Here is a 26,269-nt window from a genome sequence, read left to right on the forward strand (position 1 = left end):
CGAGTCCAGTTTTTGTTTGCTTAAAATTATTTATTTAATAGTTCATCGTCAACGGCTTGAGTGTAGCTCTCGAGTTTTTGATCAGCTGCCTTTGCTGTATCAGCTTTAACACCGATGTAAAGCTTGATCTTGGGTTCAGTTCCAGAAGGACGAATTGCAAGCCAAGTCCCATCATCAAGCCAATACTTTAAAACGTTCGATTGTGGTAACTCAATCTTTTGGGTTGAACCATCAGCCATCGTCGTGGTGGAAGTCTGGAAGTCTTCAAGCTTAATCACCTTGGCGCCATTGAATGTTGTCATGGGATGGTCTCTAAAGTCTTTCATGATTGCGGCCATCTTGGATTTACCCTCTAGACCATCGAATTCCTTGGAGATGGTCTTTTCTCTAAAGTAACCGTACTTCTTGTAGATATCCTGAAGACCGTCGTACAGGGTCATCCCCTTTTCCCGGTAGTAAGCAGCAACTTCAGCAAGCAGTAGGGTTGACTGAATGGCGTCCTTATCTCTTACAAACGGTTTGATAAGATAACCGTAGCTTTCTTCAAATCCAAAGAGGAAGGTATGATCGTGATTTTGTTCAAAGTTTTTGATTTGTTCCGCAATAAACTTGAACCCGGTTAGGACGTTCTTCATCTCGATCCCGTAATTCTTGGCAATATCGGTAGCGAGTTCAGTTGAAACGATTGATTTGACCACTACTCCATCCTTTGGAAGAGTACCAGCGTCTTTTTTGGCTTGAAGAATATAATTTAAAAGAACACTGGCAATTTGGTTTCCAGTCATGAGTTTGTACTCACCGTCAGGTTGTCTAACGGCGGCTCCCAAACGGTCAGCGTCAGGGTCGGTCGCAATCAGAACGTCCGCGTCTTCTTTTTTACCCAATTTGATGGCGAGATCAAAGGTTTGCGGGAATTCTGGATTAGGAAATGGTGTAGTAGGAAATTCAGGGTCGGCGATGGTTTGTTCTACAACCGCGTCATAGTTCTTGAATCCAGCGTCTGAGAGTGCCCGTCTAGCAATGATTTTGCCAGTGCCATGAAGGGGAGTGTAGACAAACTTCAGGTCTTTTCCTACCTTATTAATCAGGTCATGGTTCACGTTGACCGTTTGAACTGCTTCTAGATAAGGAACGTCGACGTTTTCACCAACGATACTCATGAGCCCATCCTTTCTAAGGTCCTTTTCCTCTGAAACTGGAATTTTAAAGAGGTCGTTGACCTTGCGGATGTAAGTAGTTATTAGATCGGATTCTTTGGGTGGCATTTGGCCACCATCTTCACCGTAAATTTTGTAACCATTGTATTGTTTTGGATTGTGACTAGCGGTAATCATGATTCCGGCGTAAGTGTGTAAGTGACGCACAGCAAATGAAAGTTCCGGAGTTGGGCGAATGTCATCAAAAACAAACGTCTTGATGCCGTGAGCACCAAGTACCCGAGCCGCTTCATGAGCAAAGAGTTGCGAGTTGTATCGGGGATCAAAACTAATAACAACTCCACGCTTTTTTACCTCAGGATCAAGGGTGTCCATCAATTGGGCGAGACCCTCAGTGGCCTGTCTAACGGTATAAATGTTCATCCGGTTCGTTCCAGCACCGAGCGTTCCACGCATTCCGGCCGTTCCAAATGAAAGTGATGACCCAAAAGCGTCTTCAATTTGTTCCGAATCGTTTCTCATTTTGGCTAAATCGATTTTTAATTCTGCCGGCATATCTTCTTGAGAAACCCAGTTATCATATTCCTGTTTAGTATCTGTTGCACTCATAATTTTCCTCCTGGAAATAATTTTTCCACGTCGAATAGTTTGAATTGTAACTTCTAATATGGATTATAATTAAAGTCTGACACTCCGTCAATGTAAGCGCCTTTATATTGATGTTAAGACTGTGATATACTTACGCTAAGGTGGTGAGACAAATGAAATTTGATTATGAACCAGGCCGTTTCTATGCTAACGATGTCCATGGTGATTTAATTGCTGAAGTTACTTTTACTGAAGATAATGGAGTAGTCTCCATTAACGAAACATTTGTGAACCCCAGTTATCGTGGCCAGGGTTTAGCTGGACAGTTAATTATGGTAATGATTGATTACGCCAAAGAAAACCATGATTTAATCAAACCAGTTTGTTCCTTTGCCGTTAAATTTTTCGAAAAAAACATTCAATATGATGATTTATTAGATAAATAGGAGGTAATTAAGATGGCTGTATTAGTTGCTGGAGGAGCTGGATACATTGGCTCACACATGGTCGATCAATTAATTAATAAAGGTTACGATGTTGTAGTGGTTGACAATTTGTCAACAGGACACCGCAAGGCCGTTAATCCTAAAGCAAAGTTTTATGAGGGGGATACTCGTGATTCTGACTTTTTGGATGACGTTTTCGCTAAGGAAAATATCGATGCTGTAATCCACATGGATGCTTTTTCACTGGTTCCAGAATCAATGAAAGATCCTTTGAAGTATTTTGATAACAACGTGATTGGGATGATTAAGCTGTTGGAGTCAATGAAGAAAGCCGGAATTAAGTACTTGGTCTTTTCTTCCACCGCTGCTACTTATGGTAATCCAGAGCGAATTCCAATCTATGAAAAAGACCGAAAAGACCCCATCAACCCTTATGGTGAAAGCAAGTTAATCATGGAGCACATTATGAAGTGGGTTGATGAAGCTTACGGAATTAAGTTTGTTGCTCTTAGATACTTTAACGCTGCTGGAGCCAAGGAAGACGGCTCCATTGGAGAGGATCATCATCCAGAAACCCATTTAATTCCCATCGTCTTAAAGGTTGCTGCAGGTCAGCAGGATACCATGAAGATTTTTGGGGATGACTATGACACGCCAGACGGGACCAACGTTCGTGATTACGTGCACGTCCTTGATTTAGCGGACGCTCATATTTTAGCCATGAAGTATCTGGAAAAGGGTAACCCAAGTAACATCTTTAACCTCGGTTCATCAACTGGTTTTTCCAATAAACAGATCGTTGATGCCGCTCGAAAGGTTACTGGTAAGAAGATTCCGGTTGAAATTGACGCAAGACGTGGTGGCGATCCTGATACCTTGATTGCTAACTCTGACAAGGCGAGAGAAGTTCTTGGTTGGAAACCACAGTTTGATAACGTTGAAGAAATCATTAAAACCGCTTGGACCTGGAAGACTAAGCATCCAAATGGTTACGAAGACAAGTAAATGGGGCACAAATATTGAAGAAAAGTAAAACTTACATTGGTGTCATCCTAGCAATTGCTGGAGCCATCATGTGGGGAATTCAAGGACCTGTTTCGCAGTTCTTGTTTCAAGATAAGAACTTTTCAACGGAATGGTTAATGGGAGTTAAGATGTCGGTTGCCGGCATCTTAATTCTTTTATTTACAAAGTTTGTTCAAAGAAATAGGATTTTAAAGATTTGGCACACCGGATATAGCTGGGTCATCCTGCTCTGTTATGCGATTTTTGGTTTATCGGCCGTTCAGTACCTATACTTACTGACAACGAGAGCCAGTAATGCGGCAACTTCAACTATCATGCAGAGCCTTGGAACGGTCATCATTATGATTTTGACGGTGATTGTGTACAAAAAAGCGCCAACGATTCAGCAGGGGGTTGCCGTAGTGGTAGCCCTACTTGGAACGTGGTTACTGGTAACAAAGGGAGATTTGACCCACCTCGCAATGAGTCCTAAAGCGTTTACGCTTGGCCTTTGCCTGGCTTTTGCTGGCGCGCTTCAGACCATGCTGCCGGTCAAACTCCAGGAAAAGTTCAGCACGTTTGTCATCATTGGATGGGCAATGATCGTTGGTGGAGTGATCTTCACGTGCGTTCATCCCTTTTGGGTGGATGTTCCCAAGCTTTCTCTTGGTGGCATTTTAGGAGTGGCCTTCATTGTGCTTTTTGGCACAATGTTGTCATTTCTATGCTTCACATCGAGTTTAAGGTACGTGTCCGCTACGACTGCCGGCCTACTCGATACTTTTGAACCTTTGTCGGCAACGATTGGAACCGTGGTTTTCTTACATACCAGTTTCAATATCTATGAAATCATTGGTGGCGTTTTGGTCTTAAGTACCGTTTTTATCCTGGCAATCAGACCCAGAAAAGCATCACTTCAGCACTGACTAATCGGTTGGTGCTTTTTTGATTGAACTGCTTTTGGCGGATTGCTTGTTTGTGATCAATTTTGTATAATTGGAAGCGTTATGAATGAATTAATGTTTTAAGTAAAATATTAAGCATTGAGGAGGAGTTTGATGAATAGGTTCGTCAAAAAATACATATTTTTTGCGATATTTTGGGTTCTTGCTGTTTTAGCTGCCATTTTCTTTTTGCCCAGCATTTCACAGGTAACTGCACAACATGGACAGACTAAGATTCCAGCTAACATGCAGAGTCAGGTTGCTGAAAATATTCAAAAGCATTGGGGCCATCACATTAGCGATACCAGACAAGTTGTACTGGTATATAACAACGGCAATAAACGCATTAATGCTAGTAAACAGGCTAACATCGATCGAACCGTTTCGAAGCTAAAAAATGATGCCGATTACTATGGAATTAAGGGTGTTACCTCAGCAAACGAGAATGCCGCCGCCAAGAAACAACTGATTTCAAAGGACGGTACGACCGAATTAGTTCAACTGAATGTTTCTAAAAAGGACTCGGTTGAAACGATGAACAACAAACTCAAAAAGGGTGCGAAAACGGCGAACTTGAAGTCGTACGTGACAGGATCTGATGTCTTAGATGACGACATGCGGCAGTCAATGATCGACGGCATCAAGCAAACCGAAATCATTGCGGCAGTCTTCATTTTGATTGTGTTGATCATTGTCTTTAAATCTCCAATCGTTCCGTTGATTTCACTTTTGACCGTGGGAGTTTCTTTCATTGTCTCTTTGAGTGTCGTCATGAATTTGGCGAAGTATATGGGCTTTCCACTCTCAAACTTTACCCAGGTCTTCATGGTGGTAGTGCTGTTTGGAATCGGGACTGACTACAATATCCTGCTGTACGACCGGTTTAAGGATAATCTGGGACAAGGAATGGACAAAGTTGAGGCGACGGTCGATGCCAGAAGACGAGCCGGTAAGACCATTCTCTACAGTGGTGGTTCGGTCCTAATTGGTTTCTTTGCCCTTGGACTAGCCAAGTTTTCAATTTACCAATCTGGAGTGGCAGTTGCCATCGGAGTGGTGGTACTATTACTGGTACTTCTCTCATTAAATCCGTTCTTTATGGCGCTCCTTGGTAAGACCATGTACTGGCCAGCTAAGAATCTGTCACCAAAGAAACGGGGTAGTCGAATCTGGTACTTCTTGTCCAGTCATTCAGTTGCACATCCGGTGATGGCGATTGCCTTAGTTCTAGTTTTGACTTTGCCGTTGATTTTCTTTGCGGGAAAGAGCAGCTTGAACTACGATAATTCGGTTGAATTAAGTAATTCATTGCCTTCAAAACAAGGATTAAATACGGTATCCAAGCATTTCTCAAAGGGAACTGCTGAACCGTCAACGATTTATATTCAATCCAAACACAAGGTCAATAACGAGAAGTCAATGATGGAAATTGATCGGATTACTCGTCAATTGGAGAAAAATAAGGAAATTAAGACGGTTGCTTCGGTCACCCAGCCAAGTGGCGAACCAATTAACCAACTCTACTTAAACGATCAGCTGGGGACTTTGAACAGCAAGATGCAACAGGCTAATGCTGGTTTAACCCAACTTCAGAGTGGGGCTAACAGTGGTTCATTTAATGCCGATCAACTAAGGGCAATTGGGGCTTCGGCACAATCAATTGGAGATCATTTAAAGACCATTCAAGGCGCTAGTGGAGCAAGTACCGCTCCTGGTCAAACTTCGGGTCAGCAAGTCATCGCCCAGATGCAACAACAAGCCACCGCTATGGGGTCACCAATGAGTCCTCAACAGTTACAAATTGTTGCTTCCGGTCTTCAAAGTGTTAGTTCCAAGGTGCAAATGCAACAGGCCGCTTCTATGTCAGGTCTTCAAAATGAATTGGCCGGGATTGCCTCAGATACTCAAAACATTGGTGCAAATGCTCAGGCGATGGGGCAACAGTTGCAAGGGGTCCAAGCCCAATTGTCGCAAGCAAATGATGGCCTAAGTAAGATTAATAAGGGCATGCAACAGTCAAATGAATACTTGACCGGCTTACAGAACTCAGCTGCGGCTGCGAACACGTTCTACATTCCTAACCAGGTGCTTAAAAGTGATACTTTCAAGCAAGCCTTAAACAACTACGTTTCTTCTAATGACAAGATTACAAGCATCACCTTTGTCTTAAAAGATAACCCATCAAACGCTAAGTCGATGAACTTGGTTAAGGACGTTCAAAATCAAGTTAAACAGTCACTTAAGGGAACCAGTCTAAATGATGCAACCGTTGCGATTGGGGGAGAGACAGCAACCATGTCTGACACCCATGATATTGCCTCACAAGACTTCTTCAGAACGGCTGTCATCATGTTAGTCGGCATCCTGATTGCACTGATGTTTGTAACCCGTTCAATTTTACAACCACTTTACATTGAAGGAACATTAATTTTGACGTACTTCACTTCATTGACGTTGACACGGATCTTCTCGGATATTTTCCTCGGACAGAGCATGTTGACTTGGAACACGCCGTTCTTTACCTTTATCATGTTGATTGCGTTGGGGGTTGATTACAGTATCTTCTTGATGATGAGGTACCGAGAAACCAAAGACGGAACGCCTGCGAAACGAATCGTTAATTCAGCCAACTATATTGGAGTAGTGGTATTATCTGCTGCTGTGATTTTAGGTGGTACGTTTGCCGCACTGATTCCATCAGGAATTTTGACACTGATTCAGGTTGCCATCGGGGTAATCATTGGTTTGATTATCTTAGTAATCATTTTGCCAATCCTGTTACCAGCTGCCATTCGGTTAACGTATCAACCAATGAGTTTTAAACGAGATAAAAACGAAGATTAGTTTTTAATTTAAAAGCGAAACCAGATAAAATTGGTTTCGCTTTTTTATGTTAGATAAAATGACATGGACTATTGACCGCCCTGTTCTTTACGCCTAAAATTAAACTATTAAATTGATATGTAAAAAAATAAATCGGTTTATGCCGAGTTAGGGTGAAAATATGAGTGAAGAAAAGACTAGCATTGGAAAAAGTAAAGTATTAAAAGGCATTGCTTGGGCAACCCTTGCATCCACTTTTTGGGGTATTTCTGGGGTTGTTTTGCAGTTTGTCTCACAAAATGCCGCTATTCCAGCTTCATGGTTCTTGTCCGTCAGAACTATTTTTTCCGGGATTCTACTTTTAGCAATTGGTTCGATTATGTATGGGAAAAAAATCTTCCATGTTTTTAAGGACTGGAAATCGATTATTTGTATTGTGGCATATGGAATCATTGGCTTAGGTGCCAACCTGATGTCGTTTTACCTTAGTGTTCAGGACGGAAACGCAGCATCAGCAACCATCTTGCAGTATTTATCACCACTGTTCATCCTTTTAGGTGGATTTTTGTTCTTTCATAAACGTCCCTATAAGATTGATTTAATCGTGTTCCTGTTGGCACTTGTGGGGGTCTTTCTGGCCATTACCAAGGGTGACATTAATCAGTTAGCCATTCCGCTGCCAGCGTTACTTTGGGGAATTGTTTCAGGAATTACGGCCGCATGCTACGTTGTCATCCCTCGGCCATTAATGGAAGAAAATTCACCAATCGTCGTCCTTGGATGGGGAACCTTGATTGCCGGATTGGTCTTTAACATTCATCAACCAGTTTGGGTTGGTGTACCTCACTTAACGATGGGTGCGATCATTGGAATTGGTGCCATTGTTATCATTGGAACCGTAATCCCATTTGCATGTTTGCTTCACAGTTTACACTTTGCTTCCTCTGAAGATGTTAGTTTAGTTGACGCCGTTCAGCCAGTAGTGACTTTCATTTTGAGTGTTATCTTCTTGCACACCAAGATTAGTTTAATGGAAATTGTCGGATCCGCCTTGGTAATTCTTGCCATCTACATCTTGCAGGATTCCAAGCGTCGCAATATTAAACAACAGAAGCTTTAGCCGAGATCATGGCAGATAAATATAAAGTAATTCGTTTTACCGGGGTTCCAGTTAAACTGGATGACTCTGGTAATTACGTAATTAAGAGGGATGAGCAGGGTAATTTTAAACTTCACACCTGGCGGATCGGGAAACATACTAAGGGACATTTTCAGCGCATTGGTCAAGTTTTTTTGACGGAAAATAAATTAAGGGTTGCCATTGTGGCGGATTTTAGTGTATCTTTTAAAAAACGACATTTGTACACACCAATGGAACGTTTTTTAAATGATTACGTTGATTTGAAGTTGATTGATGAGGCAAAGTCACATTTAGATCAAGAGTAGACTGTGAGGAGAGAATATGAAAAGTAAAACGGGTAAGATGAGCAATACCGTTAAAGGAATTAGTTTAGCGGCGTTTGCTTCAACTTCATGGGGTGTTGCTGGCGTTATTACGCAGTACGTTTCACAAAACGTTGGGATTCCAGCTGCCTGGTTTTTGTCAGCACGGACTACCGGGGCTGCGATTGTATTGTTACTAGTCAGTGCCATTATTTACGGAAAAGGCATTTTTAGTGTTTTCCGTTCATGGAAATCAATCATGTGGCTAGTTTTATACGGTTTGTTCGGTTTGGCTGCCAACATGGGAAGTTTCTACGTTAGTATCCAGACTGGAAACGCCGCTGCCACCACGATTTTGCAGTACCTGTCACCGCTATTCATCCTACTGGGTGGTTTTCTGTTCATGCACAAAAAGCCCATGAAGATGGACATCGTGGTCTTCATTTTGGCGCTAGCTGGAGTTTTCCTTTCAATTACTAAAGGGGACCTTTCTCAATTATCCATTCCCTTTGACTCGTTTTTCTGGGGGATTATTTCTGGAATCACTGCTGCTTTGTACGTTGTGCTTCCAAGGCCACTGGCTCACGACAACTCACCAATCGTGGTTCTTGGCTGGGGAACTCTGATTGCCAGTTTAGCCTTTAACATTAATCATCCCGTTTGGACCAACGTGCCCCACTTAGGAATGGGTGGAGTCCTTGGTGTTTGTGGGATCATCCTCTTTGGAACCCTACTCACATTCTCATCACTGATCTACGCTTCCCGCTTTACTTCATCAGAAGTTATTAGTTTACTAGACGCCATTCAACCGGTTGCAACCTTTATCTTGAGTGTGATCTTTTTACACACCCACATCAGTTGGATTGAAGTTCTTGGTGCCGTTCTGGTTATTTTGGCCGTTTACATCCTGCAGTACGTCCAGCGACACAAGAATCAAGAAGAACTCTTATAACTTTCTTAAACCCTTGAGCATATTGGTTTGAACCCCTGATGTTTCAAGATATAATGATGTCATACTTAAATAAAGGGGAGAGATTGTTATGTCAGACGAAAGTAAAGAAACAAAAGCATTAGATAAGATTTCAGAAATTATGAACGAACTCCAAAAAACTTTGGACAAGGAAGGCACTGAATCACAAGAGGGCCACAAAGTTCATCGTTGGTTAGAAGAACACCGTGCCATTCATGAAATTAAACGCACCCTTCATGAAGTTGGTAAGTTCGACAAGTTCGATTCTGCTGCTTATGATAAATTTATGAAAGATTACAAAAAGGTTGTCGACGATTTGGACGACAACGATTAATAAGCTCTAAAAGGAGGCTACTCGGTAGCTTCCTTTTTTTGTGACAATTTTAATAAATAAAATCGGAGATGAGAATTTGGTAGATAAAAGTAATGGATTTAGTTTTGATGGGTTCACTTTAAATCCGGCAGTGGGAGAACTAAGCAGTAATACACAGTCGATTAAGCTAACTCCAACGGAGACTTCACTAATGGTCATTTTCATTGAGCATAAGAATAAGTTAGTGTCCAAAAAGGAATTGATGACGTTTCTGTGGGCGAACGGAAGTTTTATTGACGAGGACGCCATTGAAGATGACATTAGTTTACTTCGACGCAAGTTAGACCAAGTTGGATTAAAAGAAAAGATTAAGACGGTGCCAATGCGGGGATATAAGTTGGTTACTGATCGTTAACAATTTAATATAAAAAATAGAAGCAAAATGACTTTTGGAAGTCATTTTGCTTCTATTTTTTATATCGTTCTGACCATTTCTTCATTGACTTTAAAATAGGTGCTAAATCCATTCCACGTTTAGTTAAATTATATTCTACAGTGGGAGGGTTTGTATTAAAGACTTTGCGCGTAACGATTTGCTTGTCTTCTAACATTTTTAATCTTGTTGATAATGTTCTGGTACTAATTCCAGGTAATGCCCGTGTGATACCTCCATAATGATTATTTTTATTGTAAATTTCCCAGAGAATGTATGAGGTCCATTTTCCACTAATGATGTCCACAACTGGTTGAATAGGACAGTCATCGATGATGTTATTGTTTTCCATAAGTGCCTCCAGTTTACTTTTGTGCTGATACTTTAAAAAATTACCCTACTTTTATTTTTAAACTTATAAATATATTATACAAATAATAATAAAAGGAGGATTGTACAGATGAACTTTGACTCTATTGATGATTTACTTGGGAATTACCAAAATAGATGTTTTGGTAGTGGGTATAAAAAAATATCCCATAATGTTAAATTGATTCAAAATACAGATAGATTATGGACTTCATATGTTGAGGTTTCTAAATATGATAATTGGTCAGTTAAGGGTAATGTATCACAATCACAACATGTTAGTAGTATTGATTCCATAGTCATTACTATAAAAATATTTAATATGATTTTAACTAAGTTGGGGATTAATTGTGATGACTTTATACTAACAGATTTTTACGTTAAAACTGGGAAAAATCCAATTAGCATTTCTAATAATATAAAAGTTGAATTTGAATTGGACAAATTAACTAGACTATTTAAGTTAACTGGAAGTATCGGAAATATGAAAGTTAAGTGTTTATTTGAAAAATGTATGGAATCTATTCCCAATACATTTAATAAATATAAAGAAATAAGGAATAATATTTTTGATATAAATATTAAATCTAGTAAATCTTTATTGTGTGATTTTGAAGGCATGTCTGACAATAAATTGTCTGTATATCTTGTGTCTTGGTTAGTTGTATTCGCACAACTTGGTGAAGCTCTTGCGTTCAATATGGCAGGCGTTTCCAGGGATGATTCTAATAATTTTTGGGTTAGAAAATTAGAACTTAAACTTAATAATAAAAACAAATTGTTAAAGACAAATCAAAAAGATAAATTATTTTTAGATGTAGTTAATGATAGGACCATTACTACTAAAGATACAACTTGGCTTTCTATGGATATGAGAGGTCATGATCAAATGGACTTAGTCCATGTAAGCGCAAAAACCGCTCTGCAGAAAGATGGTGTTTAATTTGAATAATCAAAAGAAGCATATTGTTATTTCTGGCACTTATTCTACTGGAAAAACAACTACTACAACAGCACTGTCAATAGCAACTGGTATTCCGATGATTAATGCGTTGTCTGCTAGGGAAATTTTAACTTCGTTATACCCAGGATTAAGATTCCAAGATATGAATATGACAGAACTATTAGCATTGGGACTGTATAGATTCAAAGAAAGAATTAAAGCTGAAGAAAAACTAATTGATGAAAAAACTGATTTTATTTCTGATGGGTCGGTATTAAACGAATGGATATATGGAACTGTTAGAACCAAAATAGGGATTAATCCTGGTGCGCCTTGGTACCAACAATTAATTAAATATTTTTTAGGAATTAATGCCAATAAATTTATGAAAAAATACTTAAATGGATATGGAAAAGTTGTTAATAAATATGCTAAAAGTACTTACACTGAAATCATTCATTTGCCAATAGAATTTGAGATGGATCCAGATGGCCACAGACCGGTTTCTGAAAAATATCGTCAACTATCCGATGAGGAAATATTTAAAGCTTATAAGAAATTAAATATTCCTATGCATATTATTGGCGGTTCACCATATGAACGAGTAGATAAAATTATTGAAATACTTCACTTGCCTCAGATTGTATCAACGAGTGATGCATTAATAGATGCAAATGAAAAAATAAAAAAAAGTCGAGAAATGGTATCTAAAAAAATTATTGAGCAATATCATAAACCAACTATCAGCGAAAAAATTAAGATACTATCACATTTCTAATAATTAATCATGGAGGTACCACTTATGCTCAGCTTAAAACATGTCAGTAAAAGTTATCAAAATGGATCTGAAACAACTCATGCTTTAGACGACGTTAGTTTTGATATTGATTCGAATAAAGTAACGGTGATTTTGGGACCAAGTGGGTCCGGTAAAAGTACAACTTTAAATATCTTAGGTGGGATGGATAAACCAACGTCAGGTAAAGTTTTATATAATGATGATCTTATTAACACAGAGTCAGATAAGCAATTGACAGTTTATCGAAGAGACGTTGTCGGATTTGTGTTTCAATTTTATAATTTAATTTCTAATCTTACGGCATTTGAAAATGTGGCAATTTCGGCACAATTAAAAAACAAGAAGTACAAGAAAGTGTCGGAAGAATATTTGAAAAAGGTTGGTCTTTTAAAACAAAGAAATAATTTTCCTGATCAGTTATCTGGAGGGGAAATGCAACGTGTTTCGATTGCGAGAGCCTTGGCTAAAGATCCCAGAGTACTTCTTTGTGATGAACCTACTGGTGCACTTGATACTGAAACCTCAAAACGAGTTTTTAAAATTCTAAAGGGTAGTAAAAATGAAAATACGGCCGTGGTGATCGTCACCCATAATCCATTAGTTGCTCCAATTGCTGATCGAGTTATCAATATTAAAGATGGCAAAATAGATAAGATCGTTGACAATCCAACTCCGCTTGAAGTTGAGGAGGTTGATTGGGGATGAAGTTTTTATTTAAGAAATTAACCCGCACGGTTGTGAAAAATTGGACTCAATTCTTTTCCGTTTTTTTGATGGCGTTTCTAAGTGTTCTTTTTTATACCGGTTTAGAAGGTACATGGAATGGTATGAAACAAAATATTAATCAGTATACGAGTGAAACCCATTTGGCTACATCGACATTACAATCGACAGGATTGAGCAATAAAGAACTAAATACAATTAAGTCGATTCCAAGTGTTTCAAAGACATCGGCTAAAACAGAAATTAGTACCACGGCACAATTAAAGGGGGATAAACGTTATTTAGAGATTGATACTCCTGGAACCCAAGAAATTTCTCGTACATTTCAAATTAATGGCAAGAATATAAATAAAAATACTAAGGGCATTTATTTGAATGAGAAGTTTGCTAAAAAGAATGGGTTAAAGAAAGGAAAACAAGTCACTATTAATTTCAATAACCAACCCATTAAATTAACAGTGGTCGGTATGATAAATTCTCCGAACAAGATGTATTATACCGGGACCAATGATTTCATATCTCCTCAAGAACAAAAATATGGGTATGGAATCATTAGTGAAAAGACATTGTTCAATAAATTTAAATTGCCAGCCCTTAATAATATTGTCGATATTAAAGACAGTGATAATTCTAAAACTGAAAGTAAAATTAGAGATATCATTGGTAGTAAATTTATCACTTTGCAAACTCAAAAATCCGATGTTGGCATCTCAACAGCTGTTGATCGAGTAAAACAAATACGTAATCTTTCAATTTTGTTTTCAATTATCTTTATTCTATTAGCTGTATTGGCCATGTATACCACTATTAGAAAAATAATTGATCAGCAACAAAAGGACATGGCAACTTTACAGTCGTTAGGATATTCCAATATAGCATTGTCCATGTATTACTCAATGTATGGTCTTTTTGTTGGAGGAATTGGTGCAATTGCTGGTTTGATAATAGCTCCAGCACTTTCAACATTTGTAATGAATTCACAGAAATCTATGTTTTCGCTTCCGTCATGGCAAATTGCCTATACCACCGCACCGATCTACGTTGCTGTGGGGGTAATAATTATATGTATTTTTTCAGCACTACTAGCGGCGCAAGTGAATCATGGATTAACACCAGCCCAAGCATTTAGGATGGGTAGTACTGCTAAAAATGGTAAACGAGTCTTTCTCGAAAGATTTCCTCGAATTTGGAATAAAATTCCTATTGGTAATCGTTGGTCAATTAGAGATAATCTTGGTAATAAAATTCAAATGCTGATGGGATTAATCGGTGTTATTGGTGGACTAGCTTTGGTGATGACTGGATTTGGTACGAAAAATTCAATGGATAATCAGGTTAACCAAACGTATGGACATGAGTATAACTATGCTAAAAAGATTAATTTAAACCAAAAGACTAGTGAAACAGAGATTAATCGAATTGTTAACAAAACTAACGGACAGAAGATTGAAACATCTTACGCTAGTTTAAGTCCAAATGGAAAATTTGATCGTCCACTTACTGTCTTGGGTTCTGGATCTCAAATAAATCTTAAAACCAATGATGGTCAAGGAATTAAGGATGGTGGTATATATCTAGCTGAGGGAATTGCTAAAACTGCTAACGTTAAGAAAAATGATACTGTTTTTATAAAGCCGTCGTTAAGTATGAATAAATTGAAGTTGAAAGTAAAGGGCATCATTAAATCAAATGCACCACAAGGAATGTATGTAACTAAGAAGACGTGGACCAGTAATGGCTTGAAATTTAAACCAACGTCAATTTTGACAAATCATCAAGACGTTTCACATTCAATTAAGAAAAGTCCTGATGTTAATCAAGTTGTTAGTTTGAAAGAACAAAAAAGTAATGCTAAAAGTATGGTAAATAATTTGAGTAGTATTTTCTTGATGATCCAAATCTTTGGAATCCTTTTGACCATTGTAATTCTTTATAATTTGGGATCTCTAAGCTTTACAGAAAGGTCAAGAAGTTATGCCACTCTTGAGATACTAGGATTCTCTCGTAAACAGATCCGAAATTTAACGATTATTGAGAGTTTAACAATTACGGTAGTTGGTTGGTTTTTGGGAATTCCGTTTGGATACTGGTTCCTATCCAAGTACGTAACTACTTTTAATACCAGTCAGATAATTTATTATCCGTTTATTTCTATTACTAGTATCGTTCTAGCTTCATTGATTGTTGTTCTAGCTGCTTTGTCTACAATTATAATGATTAGGAGCAGATTAAAAAAACTAGATATGATATCTTCAACTAAGGGCGTAGAATAAGACTAATCGTTAACAATTAATTCTAAATAAAAGAGATGACAATTCAGTCATCTCTTTTTGTATAAAAAAAGAACCCACCAATTAGTGATGAGTTCTAAGAATCAAAAACTATTTCTTAAGTAACTTTTCAGCATCAGCTTTAACATCGTCATCGCTCATGTTTAAGTACTTTTCCATATCAGATTCAGTCTTCATGGTATCATGACTGTTATCTTCCATGTAGTGATCCCATAATGCATCACGTACTGGAATTGAGTCATCGCTCCAATCAAATACTTCTGACATCTTTTCGTCTAATACACGTGGTGTTTCAAAATCATCAGCCATGTTATATATCCCCTTTTTCATTTATTCATGTCTATTTTAGTTCTTTTGGCTTAAAAATGTTAGTTATTTGCACTTAATTTGGTGTTTTTACTTAATTTTTTAATGCCAGGGATGCTTATCATGGTGACAAAGCTGATTAAATACAAAACGGAAAGGAAAATCATTACTACGTACAGGTTGTATTGATCCATTAGAATTCCGATAATGACCGATGACATTCCACCAACAGCTCGCCCAACTCCCACGATGATATTGTTGGCGCTACTTCTCACTTCAGTAGGGTAGAGTTGACTCACAACCGCACCATAGCCGCCGTACATCCCGTTTGAGAAGAAACCAACGACCGCACCAATCACTAGTAGAGCAATCGTGGTGTGCGCTAGGGCCAATAAATAAACCATGATTGATGAAGCAATCAGGAAGATCCCAAATGAGAGTCGGGGCCCAATATGATCAAGAATCGTACCAAACACCATCATACCAATACTCATCCCAATAATGGTGGAAATCATCCATAGTGAGGATCCAGCAACGTTTAAACCACTTTGCTTTTGAACGATGGTTGGAAGCCAGTTCATTAACCCAAAGTATCCAGCAATCTGAACGGTGGTCATAATCATCAAACCGACACTTTGATAGGCAGTCTTAAAGTCTGAAAACATGTATTTTTTAATGGCTTCGCCAGTTGAAATGGTCTGTTCCTGCTTTGATTCAAGAAACTCATCCGACTCATGTAGGTGGCGTCTAACGAAGAAGATTAGGACAATCGGAATGAGACCGAATAGGTATAACGCATGCCAGCCAAGGTGTGGAATAACAAAGGCGGCCAGGATGGCTGCAAGTAGAGCACCAACTTGCCCACCGACTGATGCAATTGATGACATTTTTCCTAACTTATTCTTCGGAAAGGCTTCGGCTAGTAAAGTAATGCCAAGTCCATACTCACCACCAGCTCCAATCCCGGTCAACAGTCTTAGAAAGTAGATGAGATAGATGTTGTTGGCAAACCCCATTAGAGCGGTCGCAAACGCAAAGATGAAGATGGTGTAGGTAAACGTCTTAACTCGACCAAAACGGTCACCAAGAAATCCAAAGATCACGCCACCAAGCAACATTCCCCAGTTGGTGATGGTTCCAATTAACCCGGCCGCTCCGGCTGAGATGTGTAAGGATGCGATGATCGAACTCATTGTAAAAGACAGAAAAAGCACATCCATGTTTTCAAGGCCAAAGCCAGAATTAGACGATAGTAAGACTAGTTTCTGGTTCTTGCTCATTGATGCATGGCTGTGCTCAGTATTATTACTTATTTTATCCATAATTTCCTCCAAATTAAGACTCACCGGTCTTGTTTATTTGACGCTGTTAGTGATTATTACATAGTAAAATTGTTTTGACAAGATGAACTTTTACCTTGACGGCCCCACCGATATTCCCTATATTTAGAGTAATAATTAATTAAGTTGGTTCAGAGAAACCAAGATTATGTTTATTAACTGATATAAATTTAATTTTAAAGGACCATTCTCTGACACCCGTCTGTGATTGGTCCTTTTTTGCGAGGTAAGAAAATGAAGAAGACGATGATGATTGCGCTGGATTTTCCGACGCAAATGGACGTAAATACGTTTTTGGATCAGTTTGCGTACCCAGGTCAGTTGACGGTCAAGATTGGCATGGAACTTTTCTATCGATACGGTCCTGAGACGGTCAAAGAAATCAAAAATAAGGGGTGTTCAATCTTTTTAGACCTGAAGTTAATGGACATTCCTAATACTGTGTACGCGGGTATGTTTCAGCTTGCTCAACTTGGGGTTGATTATGTGACCGTGCACACACTTGGCGGAAGTGAAATGATGAAGGCTGCCAAAAGTGGCTTAGTGGATGGGAGTAATAAATCTCATAATCAGGTTCCCGAGTTATTAGGGGTGACCGAATTAACTTCCATTTCGAAAGCCGGACTTGCTAACGAGCAAAATTGTTCTTTGAACATGAATGAGCAGGTAGTCTCCCTAGCTAAGCTAGCTAAAGGTTCTGGTTGTGAGGGAGTCATTACCTCTGCTAAGGAGTTGCCCGATTTAATGAAGCAGGTTGGGGTTGATTTTGATTACGTTGTGCCGGGAATCAGAAGTAAAGACGACGCCAGTGAAGATCAAAAACGGGTGTCAACACCAGAACAAGCGCGACGTGATGGTGCGTCTGCCATTGTCGTAGGACGTCCCATTACGCAGAGTGAACATCCTTATCGGGCTTATCAAAAATACAATGATGAATGGAATTTAAAAAAGGGGACAGATTAGTTATGCATAGTACAACTGAAATTTTAAAGGACCTGGTTAACGACCAAATCGTTCAACTGAATCCAAGACGCCCCTTTACGTTTGCCAGTGGGATTAAGTCGCCAATTTATACCGACCTACGTTTAACGATTTCATATCCAAAACTAAGAAAAAAGATTTATCAGGCCCTTGGTCAATTAATTCAGACTAATTTTCCGAACGTCACGGTCATTGGCGGAGTGGCAACGGCTGGAATCCCGCACGCGGCTTGGGTAGCTGAAGCAATGAAGTTACCGATGATCTACGTTAGATCCAAACCAAAAGATCATGGGACTAGTAAACAGATTGAGGGGAAAGTAAGGACAAATGATCATATTGTGCTCATTGATGATCTAATCTCAACTGGCGGAAGCGTGCTTAAGGCGGCTCAGGCAGTTCAAAATAACGGCCATCAAGTTGATGGGGTAGTTTCCATCTTCTCCTATGGTTTTAGTGATGCCGACGATAATTTTAACAAGGCCGATTTAAGATTTGTTCCGCTGTTAACTTATCCTGAACTAATTAAGCAAATGCTTAACAACGGTCAAATCGAAAATGATCAGTACGAGCGACTTAATAAATGGCATCAAGACCCCTGGGCATGGAAATAAATCACTTTTTTAATTCTTCGTTTTTTAAGGATATATTACAATCTGTTATCGCTTACAATTCCCTGTTGACACGTGAAAATTTTAACTATATGATAGGAATTGTTGATAGATAGACGACTATAAATCATGGGAATAGGAGAATTAATATGGTAAAAGCAGCAGTTGTTAGAGATAATTCAGATGGATACGTTGATGTTAAAGATGTCAAACTTCGTCCAATTCACGAGGGTGAAGCTTTAGTTAAAGTTGAGTATTGTGGACTCTGTCATACTGACCTCCACGTTGCCTCGGGTGACTTCGGTGAAGTTCCGGGCCGAATCATTGGTCACGAAGGAGTTGGACGTGTAACTCAAGTTGCTGACGACGTTACCGACTTAAAAGTTGGTGACCGAGTTTCAATCGCTTGGTTCTACTCAGCTGACGGTACTTGTGAGTATTGTGTTACTGGTAATGAGACCTTATGTCGTAACGTTAAAAACTCTGGTTTCACCGTTAACGGTGCCATGGCAGAAGAATGTATCGTTGATGCTAAGTACGCCGTTAAGGTTCCTGAAGGCTTGGACCCCGTTGAAGCAACTTCACTAACTTGTGCCGGTGTTACCACTTACAAAGCTTTAAAGATTGGTGACACGAGACCCGGCAAGTGGGTTGAAATCGTTGGTGCCGGTGGATTAGGTAACCTGGGTGTTCAACTTGCCAAAAACGTCTTTGGTGCTCCAGTTGTAGTTGTGGATGGAGATCCTAAGAAGTTAGAAGCTGCTAAAGAAAATGGTGCCGATGTTTTGATTAACAGACATGACGGTAACGTTGCCGAACAAGTTCAAGATAAAGTTGGTGGGGTTTACGATTCAATCGTTACTGCCGTTAACAAGGATGCTTTCACTCAATCAGTTAACGCTTTACGTCCTGACGGAACCTTAGTTGCGGTTGCTCTACCAAAGGGTGATATGGCACTTAACATCGATAAGACCGTTCTTGACGGTATTAAAGTTGCTGGTTCACTAGTTGGAACTAGACAAGATCTTAGAGAAACCTTCCAGTTCGGTGCTGAAGGTAAGGTTAAACCAATCGTTAGAACTGACAAGTTAGAAAATATCAACAACGTAATTGATGACATGAAGGCTGGTAAGATTGTTGGCCGTGTTGTTTTCGATTTCACTGGTGATGACAAATAAATTAAAATTATCAACTAACTAACTTAAGAAGTAGAATTCATAGAATTCTACTTCTTTTTTTAATAATTAGTCCTGGGTCCGTTATAATAGAAGAATAAAACTATTTTCAAATTCATAACGAACGAGGAATCATAATGACGGAACCAAAGTATAAAATTGCAATCCCAAATCAGGTCGTTGAACGTCTCCATATTAAGCCGGGAGCCAAATTGAACTTGACACTGCGAAGACAGGGCATGACGGTAGAAAAAGTTAACGATGGCACGCCGAATTCGTGGAACGTTTCGATCTGGTGGTCGCTGATTCCGGCGGTGATGACCGCGTTAATCGCACTGATCTTTTTTAAGTATCGGCACTTTCAGATCGTCCCCATCAGTGGTAAATATTCGATTGCCAGTGGAACCATTGTATTGGGACTGTTTTTTGGTGCTTTACTGTTTACGATTTTTCTCATTAAAAGTCGCAAGAATCCACAAAATACCATTTATCGCAATATTTACTGGCGAAACTTTCCAACGATTGTTCTATCCTTTACTGCCAGTTTATTGGTTGGACTGCTTGGGGTATTTTGGATTCTGGGAATTGCTTTTAAAGGCGCCACTTTCGATGTGTATACGGCGACCATCATCATTGCCATTTTAGAGGGAATCGTGAACTACGTCATGATTAGTGTGGCAGTGGCTCTAACGCCAACTTTATTAGTCGATCTTTTGAACCTAATCATTGTTTCTGGTGTTCTGATCTCCATGTCGTCAAACAGTCATCGCTACTGGTGGCGCCATAATCTGAGCTTTTTGGGGACGAGTCGAGCAACCGACAGTTGGCAGTTTAACTTGACCATTATCTTTTCCGCTTTATTGATGTGGGCTGTGATTGATTTCTTGTTTGTTTCGTTAAAATCAGTTCAAAGACCAACCATTCAAACTTGGATTTTACGAACCCTTTTGACGTTAATGGCGTTTAACGTGGCCGCTATCGGGATTATTCCCAATGACATTCAGATTCCGTGGATGCATTTTTGGCACACTCAGTTTGGCTGGTCGTTAGTTTGGATTATTATTATTTTGATTGCTGGAATTCGTTGGCTTTGGCCTGGAATTTCTAAAAACTTCCTGAAAACGTCGTATTTGATTGGACTACTACTAGTGCTGGCCAGTATCCTCTTTCAAGTTGTGAACTACTTCTCACTAACAGCCTTTGAGATTACTTCGTTCACGTTGGCCTTTTCTTGGATTATGATGTTATTTCAGTACATCTTAGACGTCGTGAACAAGGGAACGCTTGATTTTACCGTGACGCTCGCTAAAAATAACAAACAAAATTCATGAAATAAATAACGTGATATCCTACAATTAGTTCATGGAGGTGTTAAGTATGAGTAGAGATTTAGAATCAAAAGTACGTTTAAATAATGGCGTTGAAATGCCCCAATTAGGAATGGGTGTTTGGAAGAGTGATAATAAAACCGCCGCTCAATCCGTTGAATGGGCACTAAATGATGGTTATCGAGCAATCGATACCGCTAAACAATATGGAAATGAAGCCGGTGTTGGTGAAGGTCTGAAAAAAGGTCTGGCTGACAACGGATTAAAACGTGAAGATGTTTTTCTAACGACTAAAGTATTTAATGGTGATCAAGGATACGATTCAACTCTTGAAGCTTTTGAAGGACAATTAAAGCGTCTTCAAACTTCATACGTTGATTTGTTACTAATTCACTGGCCAGTTAATGGCAAGTACAAGGAAACTTGGCGCGCTCTTGAAAAGATTTACCATGAGGGTAAAGCACGTGCCATTGGAGTTTCAAACTTCAATATTCGTCGTCTAAGAGATTTGATGAAGCATGCTTCCGTAAAGCCAGCTGTCAACCAAATGGAATTTCATCCATTAGAACAAGAAGCTGACATTAAAGAATACTGTGACTTAAATGACATTAAACTTGAAGCATGGTCACCACTTGGTGGTGGAGCCGCTTTAAACAATCCACTTGTTAAGAAGGTTGCTGAAAAGTACGGTAAATCAACCGCACAAATCATCATTCGTTGGGACATGCAACGAGGCATTATCTCAATTCCAAAGTCAGCTCACGAAAAATACATTAAAGCCAATGCTGACATCTTTGACTTTGAACTTGACGACGATGACATTCGCCTAATTAATAGCCTTAACGTTGACAAGCGTTCAATTTGGTACGGTGACTTCCGTTGGAATGGGAATCCTGATGCTCCAGTTGACACTGTTGACCAATGGGATGACTAATTTAGTCAAAAGAGAAGCGTGTGCTTCTTTTTTTTATTGGTTGTGATTGTGACTGATAGCGTTTTTATTAAGATTTCGTTATAATGAAATTGTAAATAAATTAACAAAGGGAGAATTATTATGATTATTAAAGCAATTAAAAGTGCCCTTAACGTAACCAAAAAGCATTTTTGGATTTTGTTAGCAATGGTTGTTCCTGCGATCTTAATATCCGCTGTTCTGGGTGGAGTGGTTAGCAGCCTGCAAAATTCTGAGGCTTTGAGTTTAAGTTATAGTTTGGGTGCCAGTTTTAGTATCTGGTTAATCTCGATCATCGTTGGAATTATTGGGATTGTATTATTTGAATCGGCAGCGATGGGATACCTGACTGGTGACGAGACCAATACGTTTAAATTTGAGGATGCCTTTGTGGCATTTAAACAAGGAAACACTTGGTTAGTGGCAGCACTGTATGCCGCTTTTATGGATTTGATTAGTTTCATTTTTGGTGCATTATTTGTTGCCTCCGCTGGCGTTATTAGTGCTTCATTTGTTCCTCGAGTCTTTGGTTTTAACACCACCACCGCTCAAGTGGTCGCTTTGATCATTGTTGGAATTGTGATTCTAGCATTAGTTGGAATTGCTTGGATTTTTGTTGCCACTGGATTAGCGTTCATTTACTTAACCTACTTTGATGCTCAACGAGCTGGTAAAAAAGTTCATCTAATGGATGGCTTTTCAGCTTCATGGAAACTCATGACTGGCAATCGTTGGGGTCTGATTGGTTTGAAGGTTTTGAACCTAATCATTGCCATCGTAACCTACGCGGTAATTGTCCTGGTAGGTGCACTTCTCTGGTGGATCTTTGCCTCAATGTTGACATGGACCGTCTTTGCAATTGTGCTTGAAGTCATTTTGACGGTGCTCGCCATCGCAATTTCAATCTTTTACATGGTATGGTTCTCAATGGCTAACATTAAATTCTACGAAGAAATTAAATAGTTAATCATTAGTTACAAAAAGAGAAGCAAGTTGCTTCTCTTTTTTTACGTTGTCAAAAAGAACTCGGCGTGTGATAATTCTAGTAACGAAAAATGGAGGAATACATATGATTGCAAATGCAATGATAAAGTCGTGGGGAATCGTGAAGAAGAATTGGTGGATGATGTTTTTAATGGGCATCCCAGCTGGGGTCGTGGGAGCCTTTTCGGATCCAATGATGTTGTTCAAGCTTCAAGGCATGCAAAGAGCCCTTTTCTCAATCTTTGAATTAATCGTTGGTCTGGTGGGGATCTTATTTTCTGCCTCTCTGACCATGGGATACGCCAAGAGTATTCAAAATGATAGTTTTAAGTTTAAGAATGCTTTTGTGGCTTTTAATCGTAAGTACAATTGGCCTGTCATCATTCTGGTAGGACTATTAATGACACTGGCAGAGGCCTTTGCAACCCTCCTATTGATTGTTCCCGGCGTCATCTTGTCGGTTGGATGGGGTCTTTGGATGTATTCGTATCAAGATGAAATTGAGACCGGAAAAGAAGTTGGGATTACTCAAGCATTTACCGATGCTTGGCAAACAACGAAGGGTTACAAGTGGAACTTTTTTTATCTGCAGCTGTTATTTTTCTGTATGTATTTCGTATTAACCATTTTGATGACAGCCGTTACAACCGTTGTGAAGGGTAATTCTATTTTAGCCGCGGTGGTTTCTGTAATTGTATATGTTCCAATGATTTTCATTAGTTTCTGGAATTCAGCGGCTCAAATCATTTTCTACCGTGAAATTAAAAATAAATAAGTGTCAAAAAAGCGTTCATCATTTGATGAACGCTTTTCATTTCTTAATTTCTATTTAAATAGGGTGTTAATTTGATCATACTCGGCGTGGCTAAGGTCAATGTCTAACGCTTTAGCATTGCTTTTGACTTGCTCTGGCTTTTTGGCACCCGGAATAACAACCGTGATGTCAGGATTCTTGATGTACCAAGCAATGACGATTTGAGCAACGGTAGCGTCATGCTTGTCGGCAATTGGCTTTAGTTGGTCAACTTTTTCAACAATCTTTTTGAACTCTTTGCCCTTAAAGTCGGGATTGTCATGTCTGATATCATCCTCTGGGAACTTAGTCTCTTTGCTGTACTTGCCGGTCAAGAGTCCAGATGCAAGTGGGAAGAATGGAACAAATGAAATATCGTGTTCCTTTAGATATGGGAATCTTTCCCTTTCGGCTGAGCGATCAATCAAGTTGTATTCTTCTTCATCAATGTCAACCAGTCCGTCAAGGTTGGCCTGCTTTAATTGTTTCATTGACATGTTTGAAACTCCGATGGCACGAATCTTACCGGCTTTTTTCATTTCGTTTAAAGCAGCCACTGATTCGTTTAATGGGGTGTGATCATCTGGAAAATGGATGTAGAAGATATCAACGTAGTCGGTTTGAAGTCGTTTCAAACTATCTTCGACGCATTGTTTTAAGTATTCCGGAGAGTCATCAATAACAACGCTTCCATCGCTTTGAACCTTTTGACAACCCTTAGTAGCGATCTGAATCTTAGAACGATCGTATCCCTTGATGGCTTCACCGATTAGTTTTTCTGATTCGCCCATGCCATACGCAAAGGCAGTATCTAGCAGGGTAATGCCAGAGTCTAAAGCTGTTTTAACGATTTCGATTCCGGTTTGGTCACTTAAGTTTGGAAATAAGTTGTGACCACCAACGGCATTAGTGCCTAAACCTAGTGGGACGGTCGTTACGTCTGATTTACCAATTTCTACTGTTTTCATGTTAAATTCCTCCATTACTGATTGAGTTCTGCTTTAATCTCAGGTTGGGCAAGCAAATAGTGATAGATAATGATCGCTTGATTATGCTTTGTATCTTTTGCTCCGTATAATAAAATTACGTTGCCCGATTTTAAATGGGTGGAGACTAATGATACAAATCCAGGCATTTGTGGATTATTTTTTAGTTCATCCAAATACTTTTGTTTGAATTCCTCAAACTTGGCTGGGTCGTGATCAAACCACTTTCTTAGTTCGGTGCTTGGAGCGATTGATTTGAACCAAATATCTAGATCGGCGTTAACCTTCGAGATTCCACGAGGCCAGAGGCGATCAACTAAGATGCGGTATCCATCCTTATCGACGGGCTTGGTATAGATTCGTTCAAGCTTCAATTCCATTTTTCTTACCTACCTTCATTGATTATTTGATCTCTTATACTATAAGCAAGTATACGATACCTCGGTGCCCAAACGTTAGAATTTAGTCTTCAATGTGGTAAAATCAAGTGTAAAAAAATTAAGGAGGGACAGTATCATGGTTAGAAAAAATCGGATTTCGGATGGTATTTCCAAATTGCACGGTTCGGCCAATGAATTCTTGAAAAAATTTCAAACTGAAATCGATGAAAAACGACATCCTAATAAACAGAGAGTGATTGATGGGACAGATATTGAGCTGGCGCCACGGCAAAAGATTGAACGTCATCGTTATCCAGATTTGGTGGACTATGGCACCTATTATTCCGCAATCATGGATAATGGGCATACTGTTCTGGTCAACCCAGATTACCTTGAGTACAGCGTTGAGGTTATGCCCGGTTCCTATGATCAAGAGCATCATTTCATAAATGACACTAATCACTGGCGGATGTACTATGTTGATGGTGTTGGAATCGATCGTTACTCGGCTCCCATCCCAGAATCCTATGATTATCTACAGGATATGGATAATGATGAGGCCGATAAATTCCCAGGAATTCCCGGAGATCGATACGGAAATCGATGGGCGATTGGGTATAATTCAAAGGATAAAATCCTGTTAGTAAGTAGCGAGGCACTCAGTTTGAATAAACGTTAAGATGTTACCAAACGTCACATTTGTAACGTAAAACTAAATTTTGTGAGATGAAAATATGGAACAGTTAAGCATTGATAAAATAATGGAAATTCTTCCAAACCGTAACCCAACTTTATTTGTGGACCGAGTGGATCAGCTAACCCCGGGCGAGTCAATCGATGCCGTAAAGAACGTCACCGCTAATGAAAACTATTTTCAGGGTCATTTTCCCGGATTTCCACTAATGCCAGGAGTTTTAATTGTTGAGACCTTATCGCAGGTGGCGTCAATCCTCATTTTGAAATCGCTTGATGTTGATCCTAAAAGTAAGGTTACTAAACTTAACAAAACTAAAAATGTGAAGTTTAGACACATGGTTCGACCCGGCGACACTTTGAAAGTTCACGTTGATTTAAAAGAAGTTAACGATGGAACCTACACGATGGTGGCTGATAGTGAAGTTAATGGCGATAAAGCTTGTTCGGCCACGCTTGAATTCTCGTTAGCTGACCGGGCCGATTAAGTAGGTGA

The 26,269-nt window shown here is 39.3% G+C and carries 28 protein-coding genes; 22 read left to right on the top strand and 6 right to left on the bottom strand.

Annotated features, from left to right (window positions below; genetic code table 11):
* Positions 1-26 precede the first annotated feature (26 nt).
* Positions 27-1,766 carry a phospho-sugar mutase gene (locus tag AC6UDC_RS01650; protein ID WP_500721015.1) on the bottom strand — a complete coding sequence of 580 codons (1,740 nt, stop codon included), beginning with the start codon at positions 1,764-1,766 and terminating at the stop codon, positions 27-29.
* Between the two features lie 152 nt (positions 1,767-1,918).
* On the opposite strand from AC6UDC_RS01650, the gene AC6UDC_RS01655 reads away from it, so the two are divergent.
* The 9 genes from AC6UDC_RS01655 (at position 1,919) to AC6UDC_RS01695 (ending at position 10,104) form a co-directional block, all read left to right on the top strand.
* Positions 1,919-2,191, top strand: coding sequence for a GNAT family N-acetyltransferase (locus tag AC6UDC_RS01655; protein WP_500721017.1), 273 nt, complete (start codon positions 1,919-1,921; stop codon positions 2,189-2,191).
* A 12-nt stretch (positions 2,192-2,203) separates the two neighbouring features.
* Complete coding sequence (gene galE / locus AC6UDC_RS01660; protein WP_500693389.1) at positions 2,204-3,196, top strand: UDP-glucose 4-epimerase GalE; 993 nt, start codon at positions 2,204-2,206, stop codon at positions 3,194-3,196.
* Positions 3,197-3,210: 14 nt separating this feature from the next.
* Positions 3,211-4,122: a DMT family transporter gene (locus tag AC6UDC_RS01665; protein ID WP_500700882.1), complete on the top strand. Its 912-nt coding sequence runs from the start codon at positions 3,211-3,213 to the stop codon at positions 4,120-4,122.
* Positions 4,123-4,254: 132 nt separating this feature from the next.
* Positions 4,255-6,984: an MMPL family transporter gene (locus tag AC6UDC_RS01670; protein ID WP_500721020.1), complete on the top strand. Its 2,730-nt coding sequence runs from the start codon at positions 4,255-4,257 to the stop codon at positions 6,982-6,984.
* A 160-nt stretch (positions 6,985-7,144) separates the two neighbouring features.
* On the top strand, positions 7,145-8,083 hold the full coding sequence (locus AC6UDC_RS01675) for a DMT family transporter (RefSeq protein WP_500693392.1): 939 nt from the start codon (positions 7,145-7,147) through the stop codon (positions 8,081-8,083).
* 8 nt (positions 8,084-8,091) lie between these two features.
* Positions 8,092-8,409 (top strand): DUF7671 family protein, encoded by a 318-nt coding sequence (locus tag AC6UDC_RS01680; RefSeq protein ID WP_500708407.1) that lies wholly within the window; start codon positions 8,092-8,094, stop codon positions 8,407-8,409.
* A 16-nt stretch (positions 8,410-8,425) separates the two neighbouring features.
* On the top strand, positions 8,426-9,358 hold the full coding sequence (locus tag AC6UDC_RS01685) for a DMT family transporter (protein ID WP_500693394.1): 933 nt from the start codon (positions 8,426-8,428) through the stop codon (positions 9,356-9,358).
* An 88-nt stretch (positions 9,359-9,446) separates the two neighbouring features.
* Positions 9,447-9,710 (top strand): hypothetical protein, encoded by a 264-nt coding sequence (locus AC6UDC_RS01690; protein WP_500693395.1) that lies wholly within the window; start codon positions 9,447-9,449, stop codon positions 9,708-9,710.
* Between the two features lie 76 nt (positions 9,711-9,786).
* A complete protein-coding gene (locus tag AC6UDC_RS01695) occupies positions 9,787-10,104 on the top strand; it encodes a winged helix-turn-helix domain-containing protein (protein WP_500721022.1) in 318 nt (105 codons plus the stop codon).
* Positions 10,105-10,156: 52 nt separating this feature from the next.
* On the opposite strand, the gene AC6UDC_RS01700 is transcribed toward AC6UDC_RS01695, so the two are convergent.
* Positions 10,157-10,474 carry a winged helix-turn-helix transcriptional regulator gene (locus AC6UDC_RS01700; protein WP_500695368.1) on the bottom strand — a complete coding sequence of 106 codons (318 nt, stop codon included), beginning with the start codon at positions 10,472-10,474 and terminating at the stop codon, positions 10,157-10,159.
* 108 nt (positions 10,475-10,582) lie between these two features.
* On the opposite strand from AC6UDC_RS01700, the gene AC6UDC_RS01705 reads away from it, so the two are divergent.
* Genes AC6UDC_RS01705 through AC6UDC_RS01720 form a run of 4 tightly spaced genes read left to right on the top strand, consistent with a single transcriptional unit; the run spans position 10,583 to position 15,229 of the window.
* Positions 10,583-11,434 carry an AvrD family protein gene (locus tag AC6UDC_RS01705; protein WP_500721024.1) on the top strand — a complete coding sequence of 284 codons (852 nt, stop codon included), beginning with the start codon at positions 10,583-10,585 and terminating at the stop codon, positions 11,432-11,434.
* Positions 11,427-12,212: an AAA family ATPase gene (locus AC6UDC_RS01710; protein WP_500721026.1), complete on the top strand. Its 786-nt coding sequence runs from the start codon at positions 11,427-11,429 to the stop codon at positions 12,210-12,212. Before AC6UDC_RS01705 ends, AC6UDC_RS01710 begins: the two co-directional genes overlap by 8 nt.
* 24 nt (positions 12,213-12,236) lie before the next feature.
* A complete protein-coding gene (locus AC6UDC_RS01715) occupies positions 12,237-12,938 on the top strand; it encodes an ABC transporter ATP-binding protein (protein WP_500695365.1) in 702 nt (233 codons plus the stop codon).
* Positions 12,935-15,229: an ABC transporter permease gene (locus AC6UDC_RS01720; protein WP_500721028.1), complete on the top strand. Its 2,295-nt coding sequence runs from the start codon at positions 12,935-12,937 to the stop codon at positions 15,227-15,229. Before AC6UDC_RS01715 ends, AC6UDC_RS01720 begins: the two co-directional genes overlap by 4 nt.
* Positions 15,230-15,337: 108 nt before the next feature.
* On the opposite strand, the gene AC6UDC_RS01725 is transcribed toward AC6UDC_RS01720, so the two are convergent.
* A complete protein-coding gene (locus AC6UDC_RS01725) occupies positions 15,338-15,556 on the bottom strand; it encodes a P8 family protein (protein WP_500695363.1) in 219 nt (72 codons plus the stop codon).
* Between the two features lie 59 nt (positions 15,557-15,615).
* A complete protein-coding gene (locus AC6UDC_RS01730) occupies positions 15,616-16,875 on the bottom strand; it encodes an MFS transporter (protein ID WP_500721030.1) in 1,260 nt (419 codons plus the stop codon).
* A gap of 252 nt (positions 16,876-17,127) precedes the next feature.
* Between AC6UDC_RS01730 and pyrF the strand changes: the two genes are divergently transcribed.
* The 7 genes from pyrF (at position 17,128) to AC6UDC_RS01765 (ending at position 23,696) form a co-directional block, all read left to right on the top strand.
* Positions 17,128-17,856 (top strand): orotidine-5'-phosphate decarboxylase, encoded by a 729-nt coding sequence (gene pyrF / locus AC6UDC_RS01735; RefSeq protein WP_500721032.1) that lies wholly within the window; start codon positions 17,128-17,130, stop codon positions 17,854-17,856.
* Positions 17,857-17,858: 2 nt separating this feature from the next.
* Positions 17,859-18,485: an orotate phosphoribosyltransferase gene (gene pyrE, locus AC6UDC_RS01740; protein WP_500721035.1), complete on the top strand. Its 627-nt coding sequence runs from the start codon at positions 17,859-17,861 to the stop codon at positions 18,483-18,485.
* A 146-nt stretch (positions 18,486-18,631) separates the two neighbouring features.
* Entirely contained in the window at positions 18,632-19,660 is a 1,029-nt protein-coding gene (gene adhP / locus AC6UDC_RS01745) for an alcohol dehydrogenase AdhP (RefSeq protein ID WP_500696445.1), read from the top strand.
* A gap of 134 nt (positions 19,661-19,794) precedes the next feature.
* On the top strand, positions 19,795-20,988 hold the full coding sequence (locus tag AC6UDC_RS01750) for an AbrB/MazE/SpoVT family DNA-binding domain-containing protein (RefSeq protein ID WP_500707277.1): 1,194 nt from the start codon (positions 19,795-19,797) through the stop codon (positions 20,986-20,988).
* 46 nt (positions 20,989-21,034) lie between these two features.
* Positions 21,035-21,919 carry an aldo/keto reductase gene (locus tag AC6UDC_RS01755; protein WP_500693406.1) on the top strand — a complete coding sequence of 295 codons (885 nt, stop codon included), beginning with the start codon at positions 21,035-21,037 and terminating at the stop codon, positions 21,917-21,919.
* Positions 21,920-22,039: 120 nt separating this feature from the next.
* On the top strand, positions 22,040-22,900 hold the full coding sequence (locus AC6UDC_RS01760) for a hypothetical protein (RefSeq protein ID WP_500721037.1): 861 nt from the start codon (positions 22,040-22,042) through the stop codon (positions 22,898-22,900).
* Between the two features lie 106 nt (positions 22,901-23,006).
* Positions 23,007-23,696 carry a hypothetical protein gene (locus tag AC6UDC_RS01765; protein WP_500721039.1) on the top strand — a complete coding sequence of 230 codons (690 nt, stop codon included), beginning with the start codon at positions 23,007-23,009 and terminating at the stop codon, positions 23,694-23,696.
* A gap of 50 nt (positions 23,697-23,746) precedes the next feature.
* Here the strand turns inward: AC6UDC_RS01765 and AC6UDC_RS01770 are convergent, their stop codons facing one another.
* On the bottom strand, positions 23,747-24,682 hold the full coding sequence (locus AC6UDC_RS01770) for an aldo/keto reductase (RefSeq protein WP_500693409.1): 936 nt from the start codon (positions 24,680-24,682) through the stop codon (positions 23,747-23,749).
* 14 nt (positions 24,683-24,696) lie between these two features.
* Positions 24,697-25,080: a DUF488 domain-containing protein gene (locus AC6UDC_RS01775; RefSeq protein ID WP_500721041.1), complete on the bottom strand. Its 384-nt coding sequence runs from the start codon at positions 25,078-25,080 to the stop codon at positions 24,697-24,699.
* A 136-nt stretch (positions 25,081-25,216) separates the two neighbouring features.
* Here AC6UDC_RS01775 and AC6UDC_RS01780 point away from each other — a divergent pair, with 136 nt between their 5' ends.
* Positions 25,217-25,759, top strand: a complete 543-nt coding sequence (locus AC6UDC_RS01780) for a hypothetical protein (protein WP_500693411.1) — start codon at positions 25,217-25,219, stop codon at positions 25,757-25,759.
* Between the two features lie 55 nt (positions 25,760-25,814).
* A complete protein-coding gene (gene fabZ, locus AC6UDC_RS01785) occupies positions 25,815-26,261 on the top strand; it encodes a 3-hydroxyacyl-ACP dehydratase FabZ (protein WP_500721043.1) in 447 nt (148 codons plus the stop codon).
* Positions 26,262-26,269: the final 8 nt, after the last annotated feature.

The organism is Fructilactobacillus sp. X7R7C1 (assembly GCF_059901065.1).

What these genes read in the sequence shown, in the direction of transcription:
- AC6UDC_RS01675 (WP_500693392.1), top strand. Translation starts at nt 7,145, where the DNA reads ATGAGTGAAGAAAAGACTAGCATTGGAAAAAGTAAAGTATTAAAAGGC.
- AC6UDC_RS01720 (WP_500721028.1), top strand. Translation starts at nt 12,935, where the DNA reads ATGAAGTTTTTATTTAAGAAATTAACCCGCACGGTTGTGAAAAATTGG.
- AC6UDC_RS01770 (WP_500693409.1), bottom strand. Translation starts at nt 24,682, where the DNA reads ATGAAAACAGTAGAAATTGGTAAATCAGACGTAACGACCGTCCCACTA.
- AC6UDC_RS01650 (WP_500721015.1), bottom strand. Translation starts at nt 1,766, where the DNA reads ATGAGTGCAACAGATACTAAACAGGAATATGATAACTGGGTTTCTCAA.
- AC6UDC_RS01685 (WP_500693394.1), top strand. Translation starts at nt 8,426, where the DNA reads ATGAAAAGTAAAACGGGTAAGATGAGCAATACCGTTAAAGGAATTAGT.
- AC6UDC_RS01690 (WP_500693395.1), top strand. Translation starts at nt 9,447, where the DNA reads ATGTCAGACGAAAGTAAAGAAACAAAAGCATTAGATAAGATTTCAGAA.
- AC6UDC_RS01705 (WP_500721024.1), top strand. Translation starts at nt 10,583, where the DNA reads ATGAACTTTGACTCTATTGATGATTTACTTGGGAATTACCAAAATAGA.
- AC6UDC_RS01670 (WP_500721020.1), top strand. Translation starts at nt 4,255, where the DNA reads ATGAATAGGTTCGTCAAAAAATACATATTTTTTGCGATATTTTGGGTT.
- AC6UDC_RS01750 (WP_500707277.1), top strand. Translation starts at nt 19,795, where the DNA reads ATGACGGAACCAAAGTATAAAATTGCAATCCCAAATCAGGTCGTTGAA.
- AC6UDC_RS01680 (WP_500708407.1), top strand. Translation starts at nt 8,092, where the DNA reads ATGGCAGATAAATATAAAGTAATTCGTTTTACCGGGGTTCCAGTTAAA.
- AC6UDC_RS01780 (WP_500693411.1), top strand. Translation starts at nt 25,217, where the DNA reads ATGGTTAGAAAAAATCGGATTTCGGATGGTATTTCCAAATTGCACGGT.
- AC6UDC_RS01755 (WP_500693406.1), top strand. Translation starts at nt 21,035, where the DNA reads ATGAGTAGAGATTTAGAATCAAAAGTACGTTTAAATAATGGCGTTGAA.
- adhP (WP_500696445.1), top strand. Translation starts at nt 18,632, where the DNA reads ATGGTAAAAGCAGCAGTTGTTAGAGATAATTCAGATGGATACGTTGAT.
- AC6UDC_RS01700 (WP_500695368.1), bottom strand. Translation starts at nt 10,474, where the DNA reads ATGGAAAACAATAACATCATCGATGACTGTCCTATTCAACCAGTTGTG.
- AC6UDC_RS01725 (WP_500695363.1), bottom strand. Translation starts at nt 15,556, where the DNA reads ATGGCTGATGATTTTGAAACACCACGTGTATTAGACGAAAAGATGTCA.
- AC6UDC_RS01655 (WP_500721017.1), top strand. Translation starts at nt 1,919, where the DNA reads ATGAAATTTGATTATGAACCAGGCCGTTTCTATGCTAACGATGTCCAT.
- AC6UDC_RS01730 (WP_500721030.1), bottom strand. Translation starts at nt 16,875, where the DNA reads ATGGATAAAATAAGTAATAATACTGAGCACAGCCATGCATCAATGAGC.
- galE (WP_500693389.1), top strand. Translation starts at nt 2,204, where the DNA reads ATGGCTGTATTAGTTGCTGGAGGAGCTGGATACATTGGCTCACACATG.
- AC6UDC_RS01765 (WP_500721039.1), top strand. Translation starts at nt 23,007, where the DNA reads ATGATTGCAAATGCAATGATAAAGTCGTGGGGAATCGTGAAGAAGAAT.
- pyrE (WP_500721035.1), top strand. Translation starts at nt 17,859, where the DNA reads ATGCATAGTACAACTGAAATTTTAAAGGACCTGGTTAACGACCAAATC.
- AC6UDC_RS01760 (WP_500721037.1), top strand. Translation starts at nt 22,040, where the DNA reads ATGATTATTAAAGCAATTAAAAGTGCCCTTAACGTAACCAAAAAGCAT.
- AC6UDC_RS01775 (WP_500721041.1), bottom strand. Translation starts at nt 25,080, where the DNA reads ATGGAATTGAAGCTTGAACGAATCTATACCAAGCCCGTCGATAAGGAT.
- AC6UDC_RS01715 (WP_500695365.1), top strand. Translation starts at nt 12,237, where the DNA reads ATGCTCAGCTTAAAACATGTCAGTAAAAGTTATCAAAATGGATCTGAA.
- fabZ (WP_500721043.1), top strand. Translation starts at nt 25,815, where the DNA reads ATGGAACAGTTAAGCATTGATAAAATAATGGAAATTCTTCCAAACCGT.
- pyrF (WP_500721032.1), top strand. Translation starts at nt 17,128, where the DNA reads ATGAAGAAGACGATGATGATTGCGCTGGATTTTCCGACGCAAATGGAC.